Origin of the sequence: Kibdelosporangium phytohabitans (assembly GCF_001302585.1) — a bacterium.
Taxonomy (GTDB): domain Bacteria; phylum Actinomycetota; class Actinomycetes; order Mycobacteriales; family Pseudonocardiaceae; genus Kibdelosporangium; species Kibdelosporangium phytohabitans.
The window spans coordinates 7,924,100-7,943,823 of sequence record NZ_CP012752.1 but is presented as its reverse complement, the minus strand read 5'-3'; the positions used below and the strand labels follow the sequence as shown (position 1 = coordinate 7,943,823).

The window sequence follows — 19,724 nt, the reverse complement described above, 5'->3', positions numbered from 1 at the left end:
AAGGAAGATCATGACGACGATCACGTCTCTGGAAGTCCGCAGGATCGGCGGGCGGATCGGCGCCGAGGTGCTCGGCGCCGACCTCGCGCGGGACCTGCCGCCCGCGGAGTTCCTCACCTCGGCGCTCAACGAGCACAAGGCGCTGTTCTTCCGCGGCCAGGACCTCGACGACCCGGGGCACGCGCGATTCATCTCGCTGTTCGGCGAGCTGACGACCGCGCACCCCACGGTCCCGTCGGTCGAAGGCGCGCCGAACGTCCTCGCGGTCAACGGCGACGAAGGCATCCGCGCCAACCGCTGGCACACCGATGTCACGTTCCTGCGCACGCCACCCAAGGCGACGTCGTTGCGCGGCATCGTGATCCCCGAATCGGGCGGCAACACGCTGATCGCCAGCTCGGTGGCCGCGTACAACGACCTGCCCGCCCCGCTGCGTGACTTCGCGGACACGTTGTGGGCCGTGCACACCAACGACTACGACTACGCCGACCCGCCTCGCAGCGCCAAGGCCGCCGAGCACCGGCGCGTGTTCACCTCGACCCGCTACCGCACCGAACACCCGGTCGTGCGCGTCCACCCCGAGACGGGGGAGCGCGGCCTGTTCATCGGTGGGTTCGCCACCAGGATCGTCGGGCTGTCCGCAGCGGAGTCGGCGGACGTCCTGCGGATCTTCCAGTCGTACGTCACCCGGCCGGAGAACGTCGTGCGCTGGCAGTGGGCGCCCGGCGACGTGATCATCTTCGACAACCGCGCCACCCAGCACTACGCCCCCGACGACTACGGCACCCAGCCGCGCCTGCTGCACAGGGTGACCGTCGTGGGTGACGCACCTGTCGCCATCGACGGATCCACCAGCCGGATCGTGGAGGGCGACGGCGCCACGCACTACACGCCGTCCTGAGGGGCCTAACATCGAGCGGCATGACCGCTGAGAAGAACCTGGCGTACGGCTGGATCACCCGTGACGACAAGATCCTGTTCATCCGGCGCGATCCCGGCGCGTTCCTCGGTGGACGGTGGGAGCTGCCCGGCGGGACCGTGGAAGCAGGCGAGCCGAGCGAGGACACCGCGGTCCGCGAGATCGCCGAGGAGACCGGTCTGGAGGTCCGTGTGACCGGGCAGCGGGCGTCGTCGAGCTGGCCGGACATCGGCGGCAAACCGTTGACGATCAACGCCACGGTCTTCGACGTGGACGAGGAGGGCCAGGCAGAGGTGGTGCTCAACCCCGGTGAGCACGACGCCTACGCCTGGCTCACCCCGGCCGAAGCCGCGCAACGGGACATCCCGGACCACGTCCGGCGGCTCTTGCCGTGAAACGGCGGAACGGGCGCTTCCGGCGCCCGTTCGTCAGTTGATCAGCCCTGGCTGGCCTTGAACCGGGGGTCCCTCTTGTTGAGGACGAACACCCGGCCGTCACGCCGGACCACCTGGGCGCCGGGCTTGGACTTCAGCGACCTCAATGAGTTCCGCACCTTCACGTCCCGTTCAACCGTCGCAGCCGGTGGTTCATTCCCCTAGGTGGACAGGGCTTGTCCTAGGGGCAACGCGTCCGTTGACGCCGGGCTGTCCGCGAGCGCAAAGTGGATCAACGCGCACGAACGGACGGCGATGAATCCCCTGCAACTGGCCCACTTCGTGGCATCGGCGATCTTGACGCACCCGGCTGGGGTGATCCGCTCGATGCTGCCGTCCCTGCGTGCCGCGACCGAGTCGCTGCCAGCCGCGCTGGCCCGGCCGCTGACCCGCACACTGTCCAGTCTGGACGACATCGGGGACGGACCACCCTGCTGCCTGCGCCTGACCTGCTACGCCGACAGCGACCAGGCCGCCTTCGACAGGTTGTCGCTGATGTCCGGGATGCGGGTGACCGACCACCTCGCGGTCGTGCTCGAATGCTCGGCGGCGGGCTACACCAGCCAGGCAGTGCCCCTGCTCGCCGCCCACCGCGAGGCGATCGACCTGGTCTGGGAGGCGCTCGACGACCTCGGCTCGCCCTACGCGGCCACGGTCGACGCCGTGCGCGTCAGCTGTCAGGCGGTCGTCTTGTGCACGAAACACCAGCGCCACGACTCACCCGGCTCGAACGACCGGATCACCGGGTGCCCGGTTTCGGCGGCGTGCTGGCTCGCGTGCTTGGCGGGCGATGAGTCACAACAGCCGACGTGTCCACAGGCCAGGCAGAGCCGCAGGTGCACCCAGGTACCGTCGACCGGGAGGCAGTCCTCACAGCCGTCCTCGGTGTGCGGCTCGGGGTCGGGACCGAGCTCGGCGATGTCCTGGCAAACTGCCACTGTGCTCTCCTGATTGTCTCACGCTGCCGGGTGGCGGCTGTCCTCACGTGAAGGTACGCCTCGCGCTGATCTGGTGCTTGACTGTGGGGCATGACAACAGCTCTGCCCGACGCCGGCCGTTCCACGCGGCCATCGATCCTCACCGTGGACGACGACCCGAGCGTGTCCAGGGCAGTCGCACGGGACCTGCGCAGGCAGTACGGTGAGTCCTACCGGATCGTGCGTGCGGAGTCAGGTGCGCAGGCGCTCGAAGCGCTGCGGGAGATCAAGCTGCGCGGCGAGGAGGTCGCGGCGCTGCTCGCGGACTACCGGATGCCGCAGATGAGCGGGATCGAGTTCCTCGAGGAGGCGATGGACCTCTTCCCGGTGGCCAAGCGCGTGCTGCTGACCGCGTACGCCGACACCGACGCCGCGATCCAGGCGATCAACGTCGTCGACCTGGACCACTACCTGCTCAAGCCGTGGGACCCGCCGGAGCAGAAGCTGTACCCGGTGCTCGACGACCTGCTCGCGTCGTGGACGGCCGCCGACCGGCAGCCGGTCCGCCAGGTCAAGGTCATCGGCCACCGCTGGTCGGCACGGTCCTATGAGGTCCGTGACTTCCTCGCCCGCAACGCGGTGCCGTTCCGCTGGTACGAGCTCGACGACACCGACTGCGAGGCCAAGCGCTTGCTGGCCGCGGCCGGGCACGGCGAAGCCGACATCCCCGTCGTGGTGACGCCGGAGGGGCAGCCGCTGGCATGCCCGTCGGACGCCGAACTGGCCGCCCGCGTCGGCCTGACCACGACGCCGTCCACGGACTTCTACGACCTGATCGTGATCGGCGCGGGCCCGGCCGGGCTCGGCGCGGCCGTGTACGGCGGGTCGGAAGGGCTGCGGACGGTGCTGGTGGAGCGACTGGCCGCGGGTGGCCAGGCGGGCACGAGCAGCAGGATCGAGAACTACCTCGGCTTCCCGGACGGCGTGTCGGGCGAGCAGCTGACCGAACGCGCCCGCAGGCAGGCGCAGAAGTTCAACGTCGAGATGCTCACCACCAGGCAGGTCGTGTCGCTGGAACCCAGGGGATCCGCCCGAGTTGTCCGGTTCGACGACGGCACGGAGTTGTCCGCGCACACCGTGATCCTCGCGACGGGCGTGTCCTACCGGTCGCTGCAGGCGCCTGGCCTCGGCGAGCTGGCCGGCCGCGGCGTCTACTACGGTGCGTCGACGACCGAGGGCCCGAACTGCAAGGACCAGGACGTGTACCTGGTCGGCGGCGCCAACTCGGCGGGGCAGGCCGCGATGTACTTCTCCCGGCACGCGAAGCGGGTCGTGCTGGTCGTGCGCGGCGACTCGCTGGAGCACTCGATGTCGCGCTACCTGATCGACCAGCTGGCCGGGCCCGGCAACATCGAGGTGATGACGTGCACCGAGGTCGTCGGCGGGGCAGGCGACGGTCACCTGGAGACGCTGACGCTGCGGCACAACAAGACCGGTGAGTCGACGACAGTCCCGGCTTCGTGGCTGTTCGCGTTCATCGGCGCGGCACCGCGCACGGACTGGCTGAACGGCATCGTCGCCCGTGACGACAACGGCTTCGTCCTGGCCGGTCCGGACCTGGTCACCGAGGGCGGGCTGCCCGCGGGCTGGGAGCTGGAGCGGCCGCCGTACCACCTGGAGACGAGCTTGCCGGGCGTGTTCGTGGCCGGTGACGTGCGCGCGGATTCGGTGAAACGGGTGGCGTCGGCCGTCGGGGAAGGCGCGATGGCCGTGACGCTGGTACACCGGTACTTGGAAAGGTCATGACCATGGAGAAGCTGACCGCGTCGCAGGTGCGCACGTTGTTCCTGTTCGAGCACCTGGATGACGCCCAGGTGACGTGGCTGGTCGAGCACGGTCACGTGGAGCGCCGCGCGGCCGGGACCCCGATCCTGACCGAGGGCGAACCGGCGACGTGTTTCTTCGTCCTGCTGGAAGGCACGGTGGCGTTGCGCCGCAACGTCGGCGGCGAGCTGGTCGAGACAAACAGGACAGACCACCGCGGTTCGTACTTCGGTGCGACGCAGGCGTACCTGGAAGCCGACATCGGGTCGAAGACGAACTACCAGATGACGGTGGACTCGATCACCGACACGGTGATGTTCCAGCTGCCGGCGGACGAGTTCGGGCCGATGGTGCGCGAGTGGTTCCCGATGGCGATGCACCTGCTCGAAGGCCTGTTCCTTGGCATGCAGAACAACCAGCGCGTGCTCGGTCAACGCGAACGCCTGCTGGCCCTCGGCTCACTCTCGGCGGGCCTGACCCACGAACTGAACAACCCGGCGGCTGCGGCCGTCCGCGCGACGGCGGCACTGCGTGAGCGCGTCGCGGGCATGCGGCACAAGCTGGCCATGCTCGCCAGCGGTGCGATCGACCCGGCGACCCTGCCGTCACTGGTGCTGTTGCAGGAGAACGCGGTCGAACGCGTGGCGAAAGCCCCGAAACTCGGGCCGATGCAAGCCAGTGACCGGGAGGACGAGGTAGCCGACTGGCTGGAGGAGCGGGGGATCAGCGGAGGCTGGGACCTGGCGCCGACGCTGGTGGCAGGTGGGTTGGACGTGGAGTGGCTGCGCGAGGCGATCGAGCCGTGCCCGGGGGCGTCGATAGAAGCGGCGGTGCGCTGGATCGCGTACACGGTGGAAACCGAGTCGCTGATGAACGAGATCGAGGACGCGACGACTCGTGTGTCCACATTGGTGGGCGCGGCGAAGCAGTACTCACAGATGGATCGCGCACCGTTCCAGGTCGTCGACGTACACGAGCTGCTCGACTCGACCTTGGTGATGTTGAACAACAAACTCGGCGCAGGGATCGAGGTCGTTCGCTCGTATGACCGTTCGCTGCCGTTGATCTCGGGCTATGCGGCGGAGCTCAACCAGGTGTGGACGAACCTGATCGACAACGCCATCGCGGCGATGTCAGGAAAGGGCACGCTGACCATCCGCACGGCGTTGGACGATGGTTGCGCGGTCGTGGAGATCACGGACACAGGGACGGGGATTCCGGCTGAGATCAAGGAAAGGATCTTCGAACCGTTCTTCACCACGAAAGCCGTGGGGGAGGGCACGGGTCTCGGGCTGGACATCACGTGGCGGATCATCGTGAACAAGCACCACGGTGACGTTCGCGTTGATTCCGTTCCGGGCAAGACGACCTTCCACATCCGGATTCCGTTGAACCCGCTCAAAGCCCAGTAGGTCAACAGATTGGCGCTCGCCCCCGAACGGGCGAACACGTCAGGCTGCCCTTGACCGGCCTGCTTGGCGCAGGGGTGGATCGTGACGGATCCGCAGGCGCTCGCCGACGTCGGGCCGATACCCGACGGCGAGTCCGGTGTCGAGATCCCGGAAGATGTGCTGAGGTTCTACTCGCGCGGGGAGCAGGTGAAGGAGGGAGACCGCTCAACAGCATCGTCAGGCCGGGTGCCGAGTTCAGTCAGGTCTTCGACGAATTCGAGCACACCGCGCTCCGCCTGGAAGCCAGGAACGCCTACACCGTGCGCCGGGAGCGGGAGCGTTTTCAGAAGTTCCTGGGCGGTGAGCCGGACGACCGGTCGTGGAAAACCGGCTGGCTTTCTCTGGTGCGAGCCGCAGCGGCCGCGGGGCGACGCTTCACGCCGTGAAGCGAGATGAGTTTGCCACCGAAGAACACATCGGGCGCTTTAGCGTCCAGGTAGCGCGAGCCGCGCTGGGACAACGACTCCGTGAGCTACGCCGACAGGCAGGACTGACCGGCGTGCAGCTCGCGGAGTCGTTGTCGTGGCAGCAGTCCAAGATCTCCAAGCTGGAGACGGCGTGACAGACGCCGACAGAGCAGGACATCCGGGACTGGACCGGGGCAGTGGAAGCGAGTCTCGAACCGACGAGCTGCTGCATTGCAGACGCTCGAAGCGCAGTACGCCGAGTGGCTACGCCTTTGAACCGCGGACACGGTCCACTCCAGCGCAAGTCGCTCGAACTGGATGCCAAGACACGATTGTTCCGCGTATTTGAGCATTCCATCGTCCCTGGCATGTTGCAAACTGCTGAGTATGCGCGATCGATTTTGCGAGCCAATGCGTTCATGCCTGGTGTTGCTGCGGGAGGCGTCGATGATGCAAGCGCGAATGAAGCGGCAGGAGTTGCTCTATCGGCAAGACAAGCGATTCCACTTCGTCGTGACGGAATCTGCGCTACGGGTGCGCCGGGTCGATCGAGGGGTGATGCTCGCCCAGCTCGACCGGCTTGTGTCGCTGTCCACCTTGCCCAACGTTCGATCGGGATCATCGGGTTCGAGACTCGGTACCCCGGTCGGTCCCCGGCACGGCTTCTGGTTGCGTGACGACAAACAGGTGTCGGTTGAGACCTACTCGGCTGCCCTGCGCCTCACCCAGTCTGCGGAGATCGATTTGCACGGCGAGGTTTTTGAGCATTTGTCGGCCATCGCCAGCTACGACCGCGCTGCGCGGGCGATCATCACGCGACTGGCCGACGACCTCGCCGCGGAGGTGTCTCCCGGCGACGAATGACCACTCGCGGGAAATCACCCGATCGCGTGGCGAACAACGGCGAATATTTCTGGCTCCGTCCTCCCCGCCTCCATACGCTCCTGCATGCCCCGCCTCACCAACAATCCCCTGAGCTCAGGCGTGTACGAGCCGCAAACGTTCACCGAGATGATGACTGACATGGTGGCCGATCTGGCGCCACGCGTGTCCGCCGTTGTGTTGGAGTACGGCGAACAGACCGATGCCGAGGTGTACGCCTGGGGGAATGGCGCTCCCCGGCAGCGCCTACACGACCACGGAAGACGGGCGGACGCAGTTTCTGTTGTCAGAGCCCGACAACGCGTTGAGGTACGCCCCGAAGCGAACCCACACCACGCCGCATCTGATCTGGGCCGGACCGGAGCCTGACTAGGCCCCGGTGGCCGCCCGGCCGGGTAGGTCAGAAGTCCGGGGTTTCCGTTGCGGCGCTTGGCTCGAGGGAGTCGGCGACGACGGCCTCGGTGGTCAGGAACAACGCGGCGATGGAGGCTGCGTTCCGCAGCGCGGAGCGGGTGACTTTCGCCGGGTCGATGATCCCGGCTTCGAGGAGGTCCACGTACTCGCCGGTGGACGCGTCCAGGCCGTGGCCGGCGGGCAGCGACCGCACCTTCTCGACCACGACTCCGCCTTCCAGGCCGGAGTTCGCCGCGATCTGCTTCAGCGGTGCGGTCATGGCCGCTGCGACGATCGCGGCGCCGGTCGCTTCGTCGCCGGACAGCTCTGCCGCGGCAACGGTGGCTTGGGCGAGTGCGACGCCCCCGCCCGCGATGATGCCTTCCTCGACCGCGGCCTTCGCGTTGCGGACGGCGTCCTCGATGCGGTGTTTGCGTTCTTTCAACTCCACCTCGGTCGCCGCGCCTGCCTTGATCACCGCGACGCCGCCGGACAGCTTCGCGAGGCGTTCCTTGAGCTTCTCGCGATCGTAGTCCGAGTCGCTTTTCGTGATCTCCGAACGGATCTGCGCCACGCGTCCGGCGATTCGTTCCGCCGCGCCACCGCCGTCCACAATGGTCGTCTCCTCCTTTGCCACGATCACCTTCCGCGCTGTTCCCAGCAGTGACACGTCCGTGGTTTCCAGGCGGAGTCCCAGTTGCGCCGAGATCACTTCGCCTCCGGTGAGGATCGCCATGTCGGTCAGGATCGCCTCGCGCCGGTCGCCGAAGCCCGGTGCCTTCACCGCCACCGACTTGAACGTGCCCTTGAGCTTGTTCACGATCAACGTCGCCAACGCCTCGGCTTCGACGTCCTCCGCGACGATCAGCAGCGGCTTTCCGGTGGCCATGACCTTCTCCAGCACGGGCAGCAGGTCCTTGACCGCCGAGATCTTCGACGACACGAACAGCAGGTACGGGTCCTCCAGCACCGCTTCCATCCGGTCGGGGTCGGTCACGAAATGCGGTGCCAGGTAGCCCTTGTCGAAGCGCATTCCTTCGGTCAGTTCGAGTTCCAGGCCCATGGTGTTGGACTCCTCGACCGTGATCACGCCTTCCTTGCCCACCTTGTCCATCGCTTCGGCGATCAACGCGCCGATCTGTGCGTCACCGGCCGAGATGGACGCCGTCGCCGCGATTTCCTCCGTGGTCTCCACCTCTTTGGCGGTGTCCAGCAGTGACGCGCACACCGCGGCCACGGCGTGTTCGATGCCTCGTTTCAACGCGATCGGGTTCGCGCCCGCGGCGACGTTGCGCAGGCCTTCGCGGACGAGCGCCTGGGCGAGCACGGCCGCTGTCGTCGTCCCGTCGCCCGCGGTGTCGTCGGTTTTCTTCGCGACTTCTTTCACCAGTTCCGCGCCGATCCTCTCCCACGGGTCGGCGAGGTCGATGTCCCTGGCGATGGACACGCCGTCGTTGGTGATCGTCGGTGCACCCCATTTCTTCTCCAGCACCACGTTGCGGCCACGCGGGCCCAGCGTGACCTTGACCGTGTCGGCGAGCGCGTTCATCCCGCGCTCCATGCCCCGGCGGGCTTCCTCGTGGTACGCGATCAACTTCGCCATCGTTCCTCCTGTGCTTGGGCGGGCGCCGGTACCCCGCGACGGTCGGCGGCCAGTGGCCCCACCGGCGCCCGCCGGCACTCCGGTGTGCCGAGTGCCAGCTTAACCACAAAAAGTGCGTGCACGCAAAAATTCGTGCACGCAAGATCATCTGATATGCTCGGGACATGGGCGATGGTCTGCGGGAACGCAAGAAAATCGCCACCCGCGAAGCCCTGAGTGCGGCGGCGTTGCGGCTGGCGTTGGAGCACGGGCCGGACAACGTGCGAGTGGACGACATCGCGACGGCGGCTGGGGTGTCACCGCGGACCTACAACAACTACTTCTCCAGCCGCGAGCAGGCGATCGTCGCGGCGGTCGCGGCTGACCGCGCGTTGCGGATCGCCGCCGCGCTGCGGGCGCGGCCCGACGCCGAACCGCTGTCGGAAGCCGTCGCCGAAGCGATGGCCGAGCAATACACCGCCGAACCCGCCGGTGACGCGCTCGCGCTGATCACGACGTCGGCCAGTCTGCGCAAGGAGTTCGCCAACACGGTCGGTTCGATCGAACTGCCGCTGGCCGACGCCCTCGCTGCCCGGACCGGCAACGACGACCGGCTGGCCACGGCTGTCCTCGCGGCCGCGATCTCCGCGGCGGCCAGGATCGCGGTCGAGCGGTGGGCGAGCCGGTCGGAATCCGGCCTGGTCCTCGTGCCCGCGACCCCGCTGGCGGACCTGCTGCGGGAAGCGTTGTCCCACTTGGCGCCCGCCATGGACGCCCTCACAGCTCGCGCCGGATGAGTGCCTGCCACGGCCAGTTCGCCGCGTCCCCCGGACTGTTCAGACCCGCTTGCCAGACCCCAATCCAACTCAAAAACAAAGCAAGCAACACCGGGCAACGGTCGAAGCCTTGCGAAGCCACACGGGCCCTGGTTACTCTCGGCCATGGACGCGCGGGTCCCGAGCCTCGGGGTGAGAGGGGTCGTCCCAGTGGACAACGAGTTCTTCCGCACATTCACGGCGGCGCCCGGCGTGTGCGTGGCGCAGGTGGACGGCAGCGGAACGGTGGTCATGGCGAGCCAGCAGCTGTCCCGCAGGCTGGGCTGCCACCCCGAGGAAGTGCGCGGCCGCCACGTCCTCGACGTGGTGCAGCGCGACGGTTTACGGGGCGAGACGATCATCCTGATGGTCGCGCCGGACCAGCAGCGCGCGGGCAACGGCGCAGGCAGACGCAAGATCCTGACCAAAATGGACTCCCGGATCCTCGAAGGCGTCGCGGCTGGCGTGCCGACGGCGAAACTGGCCCTGATGGTCGACCTCAGCCGCGGTGGCGTGGAGTACCACGTGACCAACCTGCTGCGGAAGCTGAGCGCGCCGAACCGGACCTCTCTCGTGTCGAAGGCCTACGCGGAGGGCATCCTCGCGGCGGGGACGTGGCCGCCGAAGGTGGTCCCCGACTTCGTGAAGTAGATTTCCCCGGCATGCCGCTGTTCTCCTTCGAAGGCAAGAGCCCTCAGGTCCACCCCGAAGCCTGGATCGCACCGACCGCCACCCTGGTGGGTGACGTGGTCGTCGAAGCAGGGGCGTCGGTCTGGTACGGCGCGGTGATCCGCGCGGACTTCGGCCGGATAGTGGTCGGCGAAGGCGCCAACATCCAGGACAACGCCGTGCTGCACGTCGGCGGAAACGGCTGCACAGTGGGGCGCGGCGCGACAGTCGGCCACCTCTGCCTGGTGCACGACTGCGAGATCGGTGAGTACGCCATCGTCGGCAACGGATCGACCGTGCTGGACGGCAGCAAGGTGGGCGCCCGCGCGATGGTCGCGGCAGGTTCCACGGTCACGCCGGAGTCGGAAGTGCCGCCTGAGGTGATGGCCATGGGTTCACCGGCCAAGCGCCTGATCCCGCTGACCGACGGCGCCCGCGCGTGGGTCGACACGAACCCCGTGCTGTACCAGGAACTCGCTCGCAGGCACGCCGCCGGGATCGAAGAGGTGTGATCCCGGCCGGCGGACACGCGGGTTGTGCATCAACGGATCGACTGGTCGAACCGGAAGTCGTCCGGGTCGTACGCCGCCTTGACCGCGCGCAACCTGGCCACGTTGGGGCCGTAGTAGGCGGTCAGCCAGTCCGCCAGCGCCGGATCGGGGAAGTTGGGGTACGCGCCCGTCCCGTACGGCGCAACGTCTCCCAGTTCGCTGTCGAGCCGACCGGCACCACCAGCTCCCGGGCCGACAGAACGGAACTCAACTGTCCTGTTCGGACACTGGTGCCTGCCGTCACCGTCGAACCGGTCAGCGAGATCGACGCGGCGGGCGTGAGATCGATGACCAGGCCGGGACTGCTGGAGTAACCGGCGTTGCTGTGACCGCCGCCGCGGATGGCGAACGGCCAGCCGCGTGTGTCCGCGAGTGCCAACGCTTCGATGACGTCGGCAGGGGAGGCGCACCGCGCGACCGCCTCGGGCAGAACCTCCGTGCGTGTGCCGATGAACTGGTTGCGGGACAGGTCGTATCGCGGATCACCTGGCCGGACGAGGTCAAGCATCATCAGCTCGGCGTGCGTGCCCTGCTCGGCCAGTTCTCCTTCGTGCAACAGTGCGGTCCCCGTCGACCCGTGCGCGTACCCGCCGATCCCGGACGGGAAGTTCGCGACCGCCCAGCAGGCCTGGCCGGTGGCAGGCCTGCAGCACGGTCGCGGCGAGCTGGCCGCCCACCTGGACCGCCAGATCGGTCCACCGGTCGTCCCGGTTCGCTCGGCGAGCATCAGCAGCGGCACGATCGCGCTCGCCGACCCGACCACCAGGCCCGGCCTTCGCCGACGCCGATCGCCGCGGGCAGCTGCTCGGCGAGGAACAACGCGTCCTTCACGCGCCGAGCGTGAGCCAGCACCAGATCTGCCAGCCGAGTCCGATGTAGCCACCGGGCGGGTCGGGCCGCCGCTTGGTGTGCGTCGCCTGTTCGGCCCACCAGTGCTGGGTCCGCCGCGCGGTCTGCACGACACCCTCGAACAAAACCGGTCGCTTCCGGACGGGGGAATTATGTTGCGGTAACAGTGAATCAGTGGGTGACGGCGTGGCTGTCGAGCTCTGCGTAGCGGCACCCGGGCTGACCGTAGTTGTGCACGGCACGGCCGCCGGAGAACGCGCGGCAAGTGCAGGCGCCGGGGGACTCGAGATCACCGCCGCCGCGCCGCCGTCGTCGTGCCCCGGTCTGGTGTACGAATCGGCGAGCCATGGCGCACGCTCCTCTCGGCGAGAAAACCGCAGATGGGGGTGCTAGTTACATGCCCGTGGTGGTCTGCACTGAAACGTGTTTCCCCCGATCGGCCCAGTACCGGACCACGCGCTTCACCGGCGTGAACGACATCGTTCGCAGCCCCGCAACAGCGGACGCAGCACAGTGGCGGCCGTGAAATCCTTGAAACTGCTCGCGATCGTCGCCGTCGCGGCGGCGCTCGCCGGTACCGCGACAGTCAGCGCCAGCCCGGAGGCCGCCGCACGGCTGCCCGCGTGCCAAACGCCGCCACCGCAGCCGCCGCCGTTCAAGCCCACCACGGTCGACACGATCGCCCAGGCGTACCACTGCGTCTTCGACAACTACTTCAGCGGTCCGGTCCTGGACAGCCGCACGATCCTGCAGCCCGCCTTCTCGGCGCTCACCCGCGAACTGCAGCGGCGTGGACTGGACCAACCGAACGCGAACGCGCCCGTGCTGACCGGCAAACGGGACAGCGACTGGAAATCGTTCGCCAAGGCGTACCAGGACATCATCGGCACACTGCCCACGGAAGCGCACCAGGGCGTCGCCGAGGTGACCATCCGCGCCATGGTCGAAGCCCTCGGTGACAACCACGCGGCGTGGATCCGCCCGACCAGGAACGACTTCCTGCCGGTCGGTTTCATGCCGTCGCACGCCCGCGGTCCGGGCCGGACGGATCCCACGGCGACCGGCCCGGCGCACGTCGTCGACGTGCTGCCGGGAAGCGCGGCGGCGAACGCGGGCATCAAGCTGGGCGACGAGATCCTGTCGGTCAACGACGTGCCGCTGTTCGTCGACGGCGTCGCGGTGCCCCGTGTCGTGGAGTGGCTGATGGAGGCCAAGGAGGGCCGGCGGGTCAAGCTCGTCATGCGCAGGCCGTCGACAGGTGAGACCAAGACCTACGACCTGACCGTGACCAAACCGTCGCCGGGGCCGGGCCGGGAGGACGTCGAGTCGAAGCTGCTGCCCGGCGGCATCGCGTACGTGCTCCTGCGCGGCTTCGCGCCCGGCGTCGCCGACAAGATCCGCCAGGTGATCGCGGACCTCGGCAAGCAGCAGAAGCTGCGCGGCGTTGTGCTCGACCTGCGCGGCAACGGCGGCGGCTCGCCGGGGGAGGTCAAGAAGCTGGTCAGCTCGTGGGTGCACGGCAAGACCTACAGCTACTGGTGCGATGTCAGGGACAAGTGCACGCCCAACCGGACAGACGACTCGGTGTCGCTGCTGAACCTGCCGCTGGTCACTCTCACCGACCGCATCTGCGCCTCGGCGTGCGACGCCTTCTCCAACGCCGTCAAGGACTTGAAGTTCGGGACGCTGGTCGGCGCACGCACCGCGGGCGCGGTGTCCGGGCCAGGCGAAGGCTGGGTGCTCGGCGACGGCAGCTTCATGGTCCTGCCCAAGATCCACGAGATCGGGCCGAACCGCGAGAAGGTCGACACCGTCGGCGTGCCGCCCGACCACTTCGCGCCGGTCACCGCCGCCGATCTCTCGGCCGGTCGCGACCCCGGCCTCGACAAGGCCCGCGCGCTGCTCGGCTGACGTTCACATCCGGGCAACGCCGGATCCGCTAAGACCGGTGGGTGCGAGTACTGGTGGCTGAGGACGAACAGGACCTGGCGGATCTGGTCGCCACGGGGTTGCGCAGGCACGCGATGGCGGTCGACGTCGTCTACGACGGCACGGCAGCATCGGAACGCCTCGCGGTGCACGACTACGACGTGCTGGTGCTGGACAGGGACCTGCCCGGCGTGCACGGCGACCAGATCTGCCAGGACCTCGTCGGCGTGGGAGCGCGGACGCGGATCCTGATGCTCACCGCGGCGGCGTCCGTACCCGAGCGGGTCGCCGGTCTCGGCCTCGGTGCCGACGACTACCTACCGAAACCGTTCGACTACAGCGAACTGGTGGCACGGGTGCAAGCGCTGGGGAGGCGCAGTCAGGCGCCCGTGCCACCGACCCTGCGGCGGCACGGGATCGTGATGGACACCCAACGCCTGCAAGTCACACGCGACGGCCGGTTCCTGCGGCTGTCGCTCAAGGAGTACGCGGTACTGGAGGTGCTGATGCGGGCGGACGGCGCGGTCGTCAGCGCGGAGCGGCTGCTGGAGTCGGCTTGGGACGAGCACACCGACCCGTTCACGACTGTGGTCCGGGTGATCATCAGCAGGTTGCGCGCGAAACTCGGCGATCCGCCGTGCGTCCACACCGTGCCAGGAGCGGGGTACGTGCTGTGAGAAGGCGGACGATGCGGTTCCGGCTGACCGCGCTGTACACCGCCATCTTCCTGGTCACGTCCACGATCCTGGTCGTCGTGGTCAACCTGGTGTTCAGCAATCGGCTGCACGACCGGGTCGCGCAGATCGTGCCTGGCGGCCCGATGGTGAACCTGCCTTTTCCACCGCCGGGCCCGCAGTTCGAGGGCGTGCTCACCAGGCTGCCGGACGAGGTCCTGCAGACCCAGTGGACCGTCACGGTGATCACTGTCGCGGTGCTCGCGGTGTTGTCGATCATCGCGGGCTGGTGGATGGCTGGCCGGATGTTGCGGCCACTGCGGCGGATCACCACGACCGCGCAACGGCTTTCGCTGTCCAACCTGAACGAACGAATCGCGTTGACCGGACCGAACGACGAACTCAAGGACCTCGCCGACACGATCGACGCGATGCTGGAACGCCTCGAGCGCTCGGTGGACAGCCAGCGCCGGTTCATCGCCAACGCGGCGCACGAACTGCGCACGCCGCTGGCGACACAGCGCGCCGCGATCCAGATCGGCCTGGAGAACACCGACAACCTCCCCGAGGTCAGGGCGAAACTGCTCACCCACAACCGCAGGACCGAGAAAATGATCGACTCGCTGCTCGTGCTGGCCGAAGCCGAGCACGGCCTGGACGACCCGCGGCCGGTCGACCTCACGGCACTGCTCCGCCAAACCGTCGCCGAATCCACTTCGGACGATGTCGAGGTGGTGGTGGACGCCGAACCGGTGGTCGTGCCCGGCGACCCGGTCCTGTTGCACCGGCTCCTGGTCAATCTGGTGGGCAACGCGATCCGCTACAACCGATCAGGCGGGACAGTGCACATCGGACTGAGCAGCGCCGGGGTGTTGACGGTCCGCAACACCGGCCCGCACGTTCCGGCGGAACGACTCCCCGAACTGTTCCAGCCGTTCCGGCGGCTGCACACGCGGACCCGCGGCGACGGCGCGGGGCTCGGCCTGTCGATCGTGACGTCGATCGCACACGCCCACAAGGCGCGGATCATGGCCCGGCCCAATCCTGGCGGCGGCCTGGAGCTGACCGTCGCGTTCGACAACCCGACCACGTTACTGGCGCGACGGTAGTTCACGGCTGGCGACTATTCGCCATTTCCCATGTCGGCAACCGGTGGATCTCAGCACGCGCACCGGGCGGACAGCCGTTAGCTTCGGAAGGTATGACGGCGCTTTGGGGTATCTCCTTCGACGCCACGCCGATCTCCGGTGTCGTTGTCGAGTTCGTCAAGACGGCGAAGCATTTCGCTGACCGGGACAGGCGGGTGGTGCTGGACCTCGGGTACGACATCAAGGCCGACAAGGGCGCGTTCTTCCGGCCCTACACGGACGAATCCCGGCTCCTGCCGGACTGGGTGGACCTCGGCCGGATCGGTGGCGTCGAGGAGATCCCCGGCTACGACAGCGACTTCGTCGCCGAGGTGTTGCGCGAGGTGGTCGGCCGCGGATCGGCGCCGCACCTGCTGCCGAGGATCGACGCCGTCGCGGCACAGCTGAGCGATCTCATCGTCGAGACCTGGGAAGCGCACGACGTCTCGACCGTCATGGTCGAGAACGGCACACTGCCGGAGAACATCACCTACACCAAGGCGCTGCACCTCGCGATCGAGAAGTACGGCGCCCGCAGGAACCTCGGCCGGTACGTGCTGTGGCGAGACCACGATCTGATGTGGCAGAGCGAACCCAGCTCAGGCAAGTACGGTGTGTACCCATATCCGGCGACGCCGAAACCTCCGAATTCGCCGCACATCCACTACCTCGCGCTGCACGAGCAAGCCCGCGGCAAGACTCTGGAGTGGGCTCACCTGCGAGCCGTCGACGTCCTGCCCAACGCGTTCACGCACCGCAAAGCGACCGTGCACGACGGTAACGCTGATTTCCGACGTGAACACGGCATTCCCGCCGACGCGCCGCTGATCGCCCGCTGTACTCGCGTGATCAGGCAGAAGCGAATCGACCGCGACCTGCACCTGCTCGCCGCGATCCCGGACGCCTACCTGTTCGTGGCGGGGGACACCGGTGAATCCGCCGAGGAACACCGCAGGCTCACGTCCTTGGCGGCGGATCTCGGAGTCACGGACCGAGTCGTGTTCGGCGGCTGGCTCGCTCCGCACGAGGACGACGTCGGCCGATCGACGGGCAGCCGTTATTCCGTGCGGGATCTGCTGGCGCACGCTGACCTGGCGTCGTTCCTGACCTCGTACGACTACGAGAGCTACGGAAACCCAGTGGGGGAGGCGATCGCGTCCGGCGTGCCGTACATGTCCACGCGGTACGAGCTGTACGACACGGTCTACGGCAGCAAGGGATTCCGTGCGCCCCTGCTGACCGAGGACATCCCCGACGCCTGCTTCGTCCGGCAAGTCCGTGACCTGCTCGCCGACGATGAGAAGAGAGCGCAGATGGCAGAGCACAACTTCCAGCTGGGTGAACGAGGTTCCCGCACAGCGAAGGACTTGCTGGACCGGCTGGTGCTGACGCCGATGGACCCGCGGGTGCGGCTGAGCGTGGTGCTGCCCGTGTACAACGAAGCCGCGAACCTTCCCTGGGTCCTGGAATCGCTCTACCAGCAACGCGGACTGGACAGGTCGACCTATGAGGTCGTGCTGGTGGACAACAACTCCACCGACGACACCGTGGACGTCGTCAACGCCTTCATCGCCGAACACCCGGACCTTGCCGTGCACATCGTGGCCGAGCCGGAACAGGGTGTCTCGTGCGCCCGCCGCACCGGGATGCGGTTCGCCAGTGAACGCAGCCGAGGCCGCGTGAACGCCGAGGAGCGTTTCTACCTCGTGTCCGCCGACGCGGACTGCCGTGTCGACGAGGACTGGCTGTTCGAGCTGTTCACGGCGATGGAATCGGGCAAGGCGGCGATCGCTGTCTGCGACTACCACTATTCCGCCGAGCACTTCGCCGGACGCCCGCGCCTCTGGGACGCGATCACCAAAACCCTGCGCTGCCGGGCGGTGACGTTCGCCTTGTTCGGCGGCTTCCCGGACGGCAAGGGATTCGCCGTCGACCGTGACGTGCACGACCGGGTCGGTGGCATCGAGATCTTCTACCAGCTGCGCGACGGCGAGTTCGTCAACCACCTGTCCGACGACTGGGATTTCGGGATCACGGTCCGCGGCAGCGGCGAGGACATCGGCTACGCGCCGAAGGCCCGGGTGGAGATCAACCCCCGCCGCGTGGACCACGCGATCGACGAGGTGATCACGGGCAGGGCGTACGGCTCGGACGGCATCATCGTCATGCGGGACATCCGCCCGGAGACAACGGCGGTGGCCGCGGACCTGACCGAGGACCAAGCCAGGCAGGCGTGGGAGTTCTCGATCAAGGACTTCACGCCGAAGAACACGATCCTGCCGGTCCTGCTCACCCCGTCGTTGCTGGACGACGACGCGGTGATCGAGTTCTTCACGCCGTCGCTGGCCGAACGCCTCGGCAAACGGATCGCGGAGATCAAGGACGAGATGCGGATGACGGACTTCACCCCGATCCACTCGTACAAAACCCCGTCCTACCGGCTGTACTTCGAGTTCGCCGACGAGATCTTCGCGCGGTTGAGAGCGGCGGTCGGCGAGGACATCGGCCACCCACCGCCGCTGCCGCCGTGCTTGCGGGACGTGCCACCGGACCGCTTCGCGGAGTTCGTGAAGTACTACTGCGAGGACAGGGAATCCGGAGAGGCCCACAACTACTTCGGCAACGGAGGTGTCTTCTGATGGACTACGCGTCGGCACTGGACTCCCTGCGGGCACTCGACCCCTCCCACCCGGCACCGAAGGTCCTCGAAGCCCTCACCGCACCGGAGAACCAGCACCTCCTCGAATACGTCGTGGAAGACCCGTTCGGCGCTCACGTGTTCCCCGGCAACGAGCCGGACTACGCACCCGCGGACTTCCTCGCCGACCTGGACACCCAGCTCGCCGACACGAAACCCATCCACCTCTGGTCCTACATCCCGACCTGCGCGTACCGCTGCCGCTTCTGCCAGTACCCGGTCGTCCTGGCGAAGGGCGCAGGCGCGGAGGCCAAGGCGAACCAGTGGGTGGACTGGAACATCAGGGAAGCGGAGCTGTGGCTGCGCGAGGTGCCCGCACTCCGCACGGCACCCGTCGGCGAGTTCAACGTCTTCGGTGGCACACCGTCCCTCCTGCCACCGGACGCCATCCGCCGGCTCCTGGACTTCTACCGGACGAACTTCGCGTTCGGCGAGGACACGGCGATCCGCTTCGAAGGCGACCCGAGCACGTTCACACCGTCCAAACTGGAGCTCCTTGCCTCGCTGGGCGTGACGAAGCTGTCGAGCGGGGTCCAGTCGTTCGACGACAAGGTCCTGGCGGAATGCGGCCGGGAGCACAGCGCGGACGAGTGCGTGTCGTTCGTCAGGACAGCGCAGGCGATCGGCTTCCCGTGGATCAGCATCGACCTGATGTACGGCCTGCTGGACCAGAACCTGGACAGCGCCCGCAGAGACCTGGAAACCGTCCTGGACCTGGACCTGACAGCAGTTGTCTGCACGAAGCTGCACCTGAAGTCCTACACGGACACAAGAACAGGAGTAGCCGGAGTCCAGCCGGCAGCGTGGCAGATCCCGTCCTTCCGCGACAAACTGGTCCGGGACGGACACCGCTGGCCAAGCTTGGGCGAGCAGTACCAGATGCGCGAGATACTCACCGAAGGCCTGCGAGGAAACGGATACACAGAACGACCGACGATGTACTTCGCCAAGGACGGCCACGGAACAGAAGAGTGGAAGTCCATCATGGTCGACCAGCACAGGCAGGAAGCCGAAGTGGCGATCGGCCTGGGAGGAAGTTCGAGCTGCCGCCGGTCGGAAGCGATCACGGACGTGAACTGGCAGCGCTACAGCGAGGCTGTGGAAGCAGGCCGCATCCCTCTGGGCTCGGCAACCCGCTTCACGCCGCGGGCCCAGCAGGAGCGGGCGATAAAGATGGCCTTGTCCACACTGAAACCGGTCCGCGAGGCCATTCACCAAGAGCGCTTCGGCAGCTCCCTTCGCAACGGTCCATGGCGGCCCCGCTTCGATTCCCTGGCAGCGCGGGGCCTGGTGACTGTCGACAACTCAGGCGTGACATTGACTCCGAATGGCGAGGTGCTGGTGGAAGCGATCATCAACGCGGATTTTGACCCTCCGAACCAGGAGTGATTGGGATGGAGGCCAACGATGCTGTTTTCGCGGGTTCTTTCCAGCACACACCGTTGATGCTTTTCGCCGTGGACTGTGCATGGTGAGTATGTAAGCGTGCCCACCTGTGGGCTGCTCGCCGTCGTGTGCTGGGTTCATAACGGACGATGTCTGATCGCGTCAGCGCTTCTGGTTACGTTGGAGTGCGGTTTCCGGCCCCGTTTTCGGCTTCCAG

Annotated in this window: 23 protein-coding genes and 1 pseudogene; 16 read left to right on the top strand and 8 right to left on the bottom strand. The window is 67.4% G+C overall.

Translation table 11 applies throughout. The features are described from left to right. Positions 1-10 precede the first annotated feature (10 nt). Together AOZ06_RS35865 and AOZ06_RS35860 are read left to right on the top strand one after the other, a co-directional pair. Positions 11-901, top strand: a complete 891-nt coding sequence (locus tag AOZ06_RS35865; protein ID WP_054293433.1) for a TauD/TfdA dioxygenase family protein — start codon at positions 11-13, stop codon at positions 899-901. 20 nt (positions 902-921) lie between these two features. Continuing rightward, on the top strand, positions 922-1,314 hold the full coding sequence (locus AOZ06_RS35860; protein ID WP_054293432.1) for an NUDIX hydrolase: 393 nt from the start codon (positions 922-924) through the stop codon (positions 1,312-1,314). A 41-nt stretch (positions 1,315-1,355) separates the two neighbouring features. Here AOZ06_RS35860 and ykgO read toward each other — a convergent pair whose 3' ends face one another. The 3 genes from ykgO to AOZ06_RS61770 form a co-directional block, all read right to left on the bottom strand. Then, complete coding sequence (ykgO, locus tag AOZ06_RS35855; RefSeq protein WP_054293431.1) at positions 1,356-1,478, bottom strand: type B 50S ribosomal protein L36; 123 nt, start codon at positions 1,476-1,478, stop codon at positions 1,356-1,358. A 36-nt stretch (positions 1,479-1,514) separates the two neighbouring features. Continuing rightward, entirely contained in the window at positions 1,515-1,769 is a 255-nt protein-coding gene (locus AOZ06_RS54935; protein ID WP_083472150.1) for a hypothetical protein, read from the bottom strand. Positions 1,770-2,030: 261 nt separating this feature from the next. Next, positions 2,031-2,195, bottom strand: a complete 165-nt coding sequence (locus AOZ06_RS61770) for a UBP-type zinc finger domain-containing protein (RefSeq protein ID WP_335338427.1) — start codon at positions 2,193-2,195, stop codon at positions 2,031-2,033. A gap of 186 nt (positions 2,196-2,381) precedes the next feature. Here AOZ06_RS61770 and AOZ06_RS35845 point away from each other — a divergent pair, with 186 nt between their 5' ends. From AOZ06_RS35845 to AOZ06_RS60585, 6 genes and pseudogenes are all read left to right on the top strand, one after another. Then, positions 2,382-4,076, top strand: a complete 1,695-nt coding sequence (locus AOZ06_RS35845; protein ID WP_054293429.1) for an NAD(P)/FAD-dependent oxidoreductase — start codon at positions 2,382-2,384, stop codon at positions 4,074-4,076. A 2-nt stretch (positions 4,077-4,078) separates the two neighbouring features. Beyond that, positions 4,079-5,506 (top strand): ATP-binding protein, encoded by a 1,428-nt coding sequence (locus tag AOZ06_RS35840; protein ID WP_417999981.1) that lies wholly within the window; start codon positions 4,079-4,081, stop codon positions 5,504-5,506. 74 nt (positions 5,507-5,580) lie between these two features. Continuing rightward, entirely contained in the window at positions 5,581-5,931 is a 351-nt protein-coding gene (locus tag AOZ06_RS62315) for a DUF6879 family protein (protein ID WP_417999980.1), read from the top strand. Further along, positions 5,928-6,107: a helix-turn-helix domain-containing protein gene (locus AOZ06_RS60590; RefSeq protein ID WP_236951851.1), complete on the top strand. Its 180-nt coding sequence runs from the start codon at positions 5,928-5,930 to the stop codon at positions 6,105-6,107. Before AOZ06_RS62315 ends, AOZ06_RS60590 begins: the two co-directional genes overlap by 4 nt. Before the next feature lie 42 nt (positions 6,108-6,149). Continuing rightward, positions 6,150-6,338: pseudogene (locus AOZ06_RS61765) on the top strand (hypothetical protein); the annotation flags it as partial. A gap of 1 nt (position 6,339) precedes the next feature. Continuing rightward, positions 6,340-6,816, top strand: coding sequence for a Scr1 family TA system antitoxin-like transcriptional regulator (locus tag AOZ06_RS60585; protein ID WP_236951850.1), 477 nt, complete (start codon positions 6,340-6,342; stop codon positions 6,814-6,816). A gap of 418 nt (positions 6,817-7,234) precedes the next feature. Here the strand turns inward: AOZ06_RS60585 and groL are convergent, their stop codons facing one another. Continuing rightward, entirely contained in the window at positions 7,235-8,830 is a 1,596-nt protein-coding gene (groL, locus tag AOZ06_RS35830; protein WP_054293427.1) for a chaperonin GroEL, read from the bottom strand. Positions 8,831-8,994: 164 nt separating this feature from the next. On the opposite strand from groL, the gene AOZ06_RS35825 reads away from it, so the two are divergent. The 3 genes from AOZ06_RS35825 (at position 8,995) to AOZ06_RS35815 (ending at position 10,805) form a co-directional block, all read left to right on the top strand. After that, complete coding sequence (locus tag AOZ06_RS35825; RefSeq protein ID WP_054293426.1) at positions 8,995-9,606, top strand: TetR/AcrR family transcriptional regulator; 612 nt, start codon at positions 8,995-8,997, stop codon at positions 9,604-9,606. A 144-nt stretch (positions 9,607-9,750) separates the two neighbouring features. Further along, positions 9,751-10,275, top strand: coding sequence for a LuxR C-terminal-related transcriptional regulator (locus AOZ06_RS35820; protein WP_083472147.1), 525 nt, complete (start codon positions 9,751-9,753; stop codon positions 10,273-10,275). An 11-nt stretch (positions 10,276-10,286) separates the two neighbouring features. Continuing rightward, positions 10,287-10,805 (top strand): gamma carbonic anhydrase family protein, encoded by a 519-nt coding sequence (locus tag AOZ06_RS35815; protein WP_054293424.1) that lies wholly within the window; start codon positions 10,287-10,289, stop codon positions 10,803-10,805. A 29-nt stretch (positions 10,806-10,834) separates the two neighbouring features. Here the strand turns inward: AOZ06_RS35815 and AOZ06_RS60580 are convergent, their stop codons facing one another. The 4 genes from AOZ06_RS60580 to AOZ06_RS57075 all read right to left on the bottom strand — a co-directional run bounded on the left by AOZ06_RS60580 (position 10,835) and on the right by AOZ06_RS57075 (position 12,041). Further along, on the bottom strand, positions 10,835-10,930 hold the full coding sequence (locus AOZ06_RS60580; RefSeq protein WP_236952468.1) for a BBE domain-containing protein: 96 nt from the start codon (positions 10,928-10,930) through the stop codon (positions 10,835-10,837). Then, the gene (locus AOZ06_RS35810) at positions 10,927-11,583 is read right to left on the bottom strand and encodes an FAD-binding protein (RefSeq protein WP_157233438.1); all 657 of its coding nucleotides are present in this window, start codon (positions 11,581-11,583) and stop codon (positions 10,927-10,929) included. Before AOZ06_RS35810 ends, AOZ06_RS60580 begins: the two co-directional genes overlap by 4 nt. 88 nt (positions 11,584-11,671) lie before the next feature. Beyond that, positions 11,672-11,803, bottom strand: coding sequence for a hypothetical protein (locus AOZ06_RS61380; protein WP_257721434.1), 132 nt, complete (start codon positions 11,801-11,803; stop codon positions 11,672-11,674). 61 nt (positions 11,804-11,864) lie between these two features. Continuing rightward, positions 11,865-12,041: a hypothetical protein gene (locus AOZ06_RS57075; RefSeq protein ID WP_157233437.1), complete on the bottom strand. Its 177-nt coding sequence runs from the start codon at positions 12,039-12,041 to the stop codon at positions 11,865-11,867. Between the two features lie 174 nt (positions 12,042-12,215). On the opposite strand from AOZ06_RS57075, the gene AOZ06_RS35805 reads away from it, so the two are divergent. From AOZ06_RS35805 to AOZ06_RS35785, 5 genes are all read left to right on the top strand, one after another. Next, the gene (locus AOZ06_RS35805; RefSeq protein WP_157233436.1) at positions 12,216-13,604 is read left to right on the top strand and encodes a S41 family peptidase; all 1,389 of its coding nucleotides are present in this window, start codon (positions 12,216-12,218) and stop codon (positions 13,602-13,604) included. 41 nt (positions 13,605-13,645) lie between these two features. Continuing rightward, on the top strand, positions 13,646-14,299 hold the full coding sequence (locus AOZ06_RS35800) for a response regulator transcription factor (protein ID WP_054293421.1): 654 nt from the start codon (positions 13,646-13,648) through the stop codon (positions 14,297-14,299). Next, complete coding sequence (locus AOZ06_RS35795; protein ID WP_218921839.1) at positions 14,296-15,405, top strand: HAMP domain-containing sensor histidine kinase; 1,110 nt, start codon at positions 14,296-14,298, stop codon at positions 15,403-15,405. The genes AOZ06_RS35800 and AOZ06_RS35795 overlap by 4 nt, the downstream gene beginning before the upstream one ends. Positions 15,406-15,497: 92 nt before the next feature. Then, positions 15,498-18,062, top strand: a complete 2,565-nt coding sequence (locus AOZ06_RS35790) for a glycosyltransferase (protein ID WP_054293419.1) — start codon at positions 15,498-15,500, stop codon at positions 18,060-18,062. Next, positions 18,062-19,510 carry a radical SAM protein gene (locus AOZ06_RS35785; protein ID WP_054293418.1) on the top strand — a complete coding sequence of 483 codons (1,449 nt, stop codon included), beginning with the start codon at positions 18,062-18,064 and terminating at the stop codon, positions 19,508-19,510. Before AOZ06_RS35790 ends, AOZ06_RS35785 begins: the two co-directional genes overlap by 1 nt. The last annotated feature ends 214 nt before the right edge of the window (positions 19,511-19,724 follow it).

Excerpts from the sequence above, each read along its gene's own strand:
- AOZ06_RS35865 (WP_054293433.1), top strand. The coding sequence starts at position 11 with ATGACGACGATCACGTCTCTGGAAGTCCGCAGGATCGGCGGGCGGATC.
- AOZ06_RS35860 (WP_054293432.1), top strand. The coding sequence starts at position 922 with ATGACCGCTGAGAAGAACCTGGCGTACGGCTGGATCACCCGTGACGAC.
- AOZ06_RS54935 (WP_083472150.1), bottom strand. The coding sequence starts at position 1,769 with ATGTCGTCCAGACTGGACAGTGTGCGGGTCAGCGGCCGGGCCAGCGCG.
- AOZ06_RS35845 (WP_054293429.1), top strand. The coding sequence starts at position 2,382 with ATGACAACAGCTCTGCCCGACGCCGGCCGTTCCACGCGGCCATCGATC.
- AOZ06_RS35840 (WP_417999981.1), top strand. The coding sequence starts at position 4,079 with ATGGAGAAGCTGACCGCGTCGCAGGTGCGCACGTTGTTCCTGTTCGAG.
- AOZ06_RS60585 (WP_236951850.1), top strand. The coding sequence starts at position 6,340 with ATGCGCGATCGATTTTGCGAGCCAATGCGTTCATGCCTGGTGTTGCTG.
- groL (WP_054293427.1), bottom strand. The coding sequence starts at position 8,830 with ATGGCGAAGTTGATCGCGTACCACGAGGAAGCCCGCCGGGGCATGGAG.
- AOZ06_RS35825 (WP_054293426.1), top strand. The coding sequence starts at position 8,995 with ATGGGCGATGGTCTGCGGGAACGCAAGAAAATCGCCACCCGCGAAGCC.
- AOZ06_RS35820 (WP_083472147.1), top strand. The coding sequence starts at position 9,751 with ATGGACGCGCGGGTCCCGAGCCTCGGGGTGAGAGGGGTCGTCCCAGTG.
- AOZ06_RS35815 (WP_054293424.1), top strand. The coding sequence starts at position 10,287 with ATGCCGCTGTTCTCCTTCGAAGGCAAGAGCCCTCAGGTCCACCCCGAA.
- AOZ06_RS57075 (WP_157233437.1), bottom strand. The coding sequence starts at position 12,041 with ATGGCTCGCCGATTCGTACACCAGACCGGGGCACGACGACGGCGGCGC.
- AOZ06_RS35790 (WP_054293419.1), top strand. The coding sequence starts at position 15,498 with ATGACGGCGCTTTGGGGTATCTCCTTCGACGCCACGCCGATCTCCGGT.
- AOZ06_RS35785 (WP_054293418.1), top strand. The coding sequence starts at position 18,062 with ATGGACTACGCGTCGGCACTGGACTCCCTGCGGGCACTCGACCCCTCC.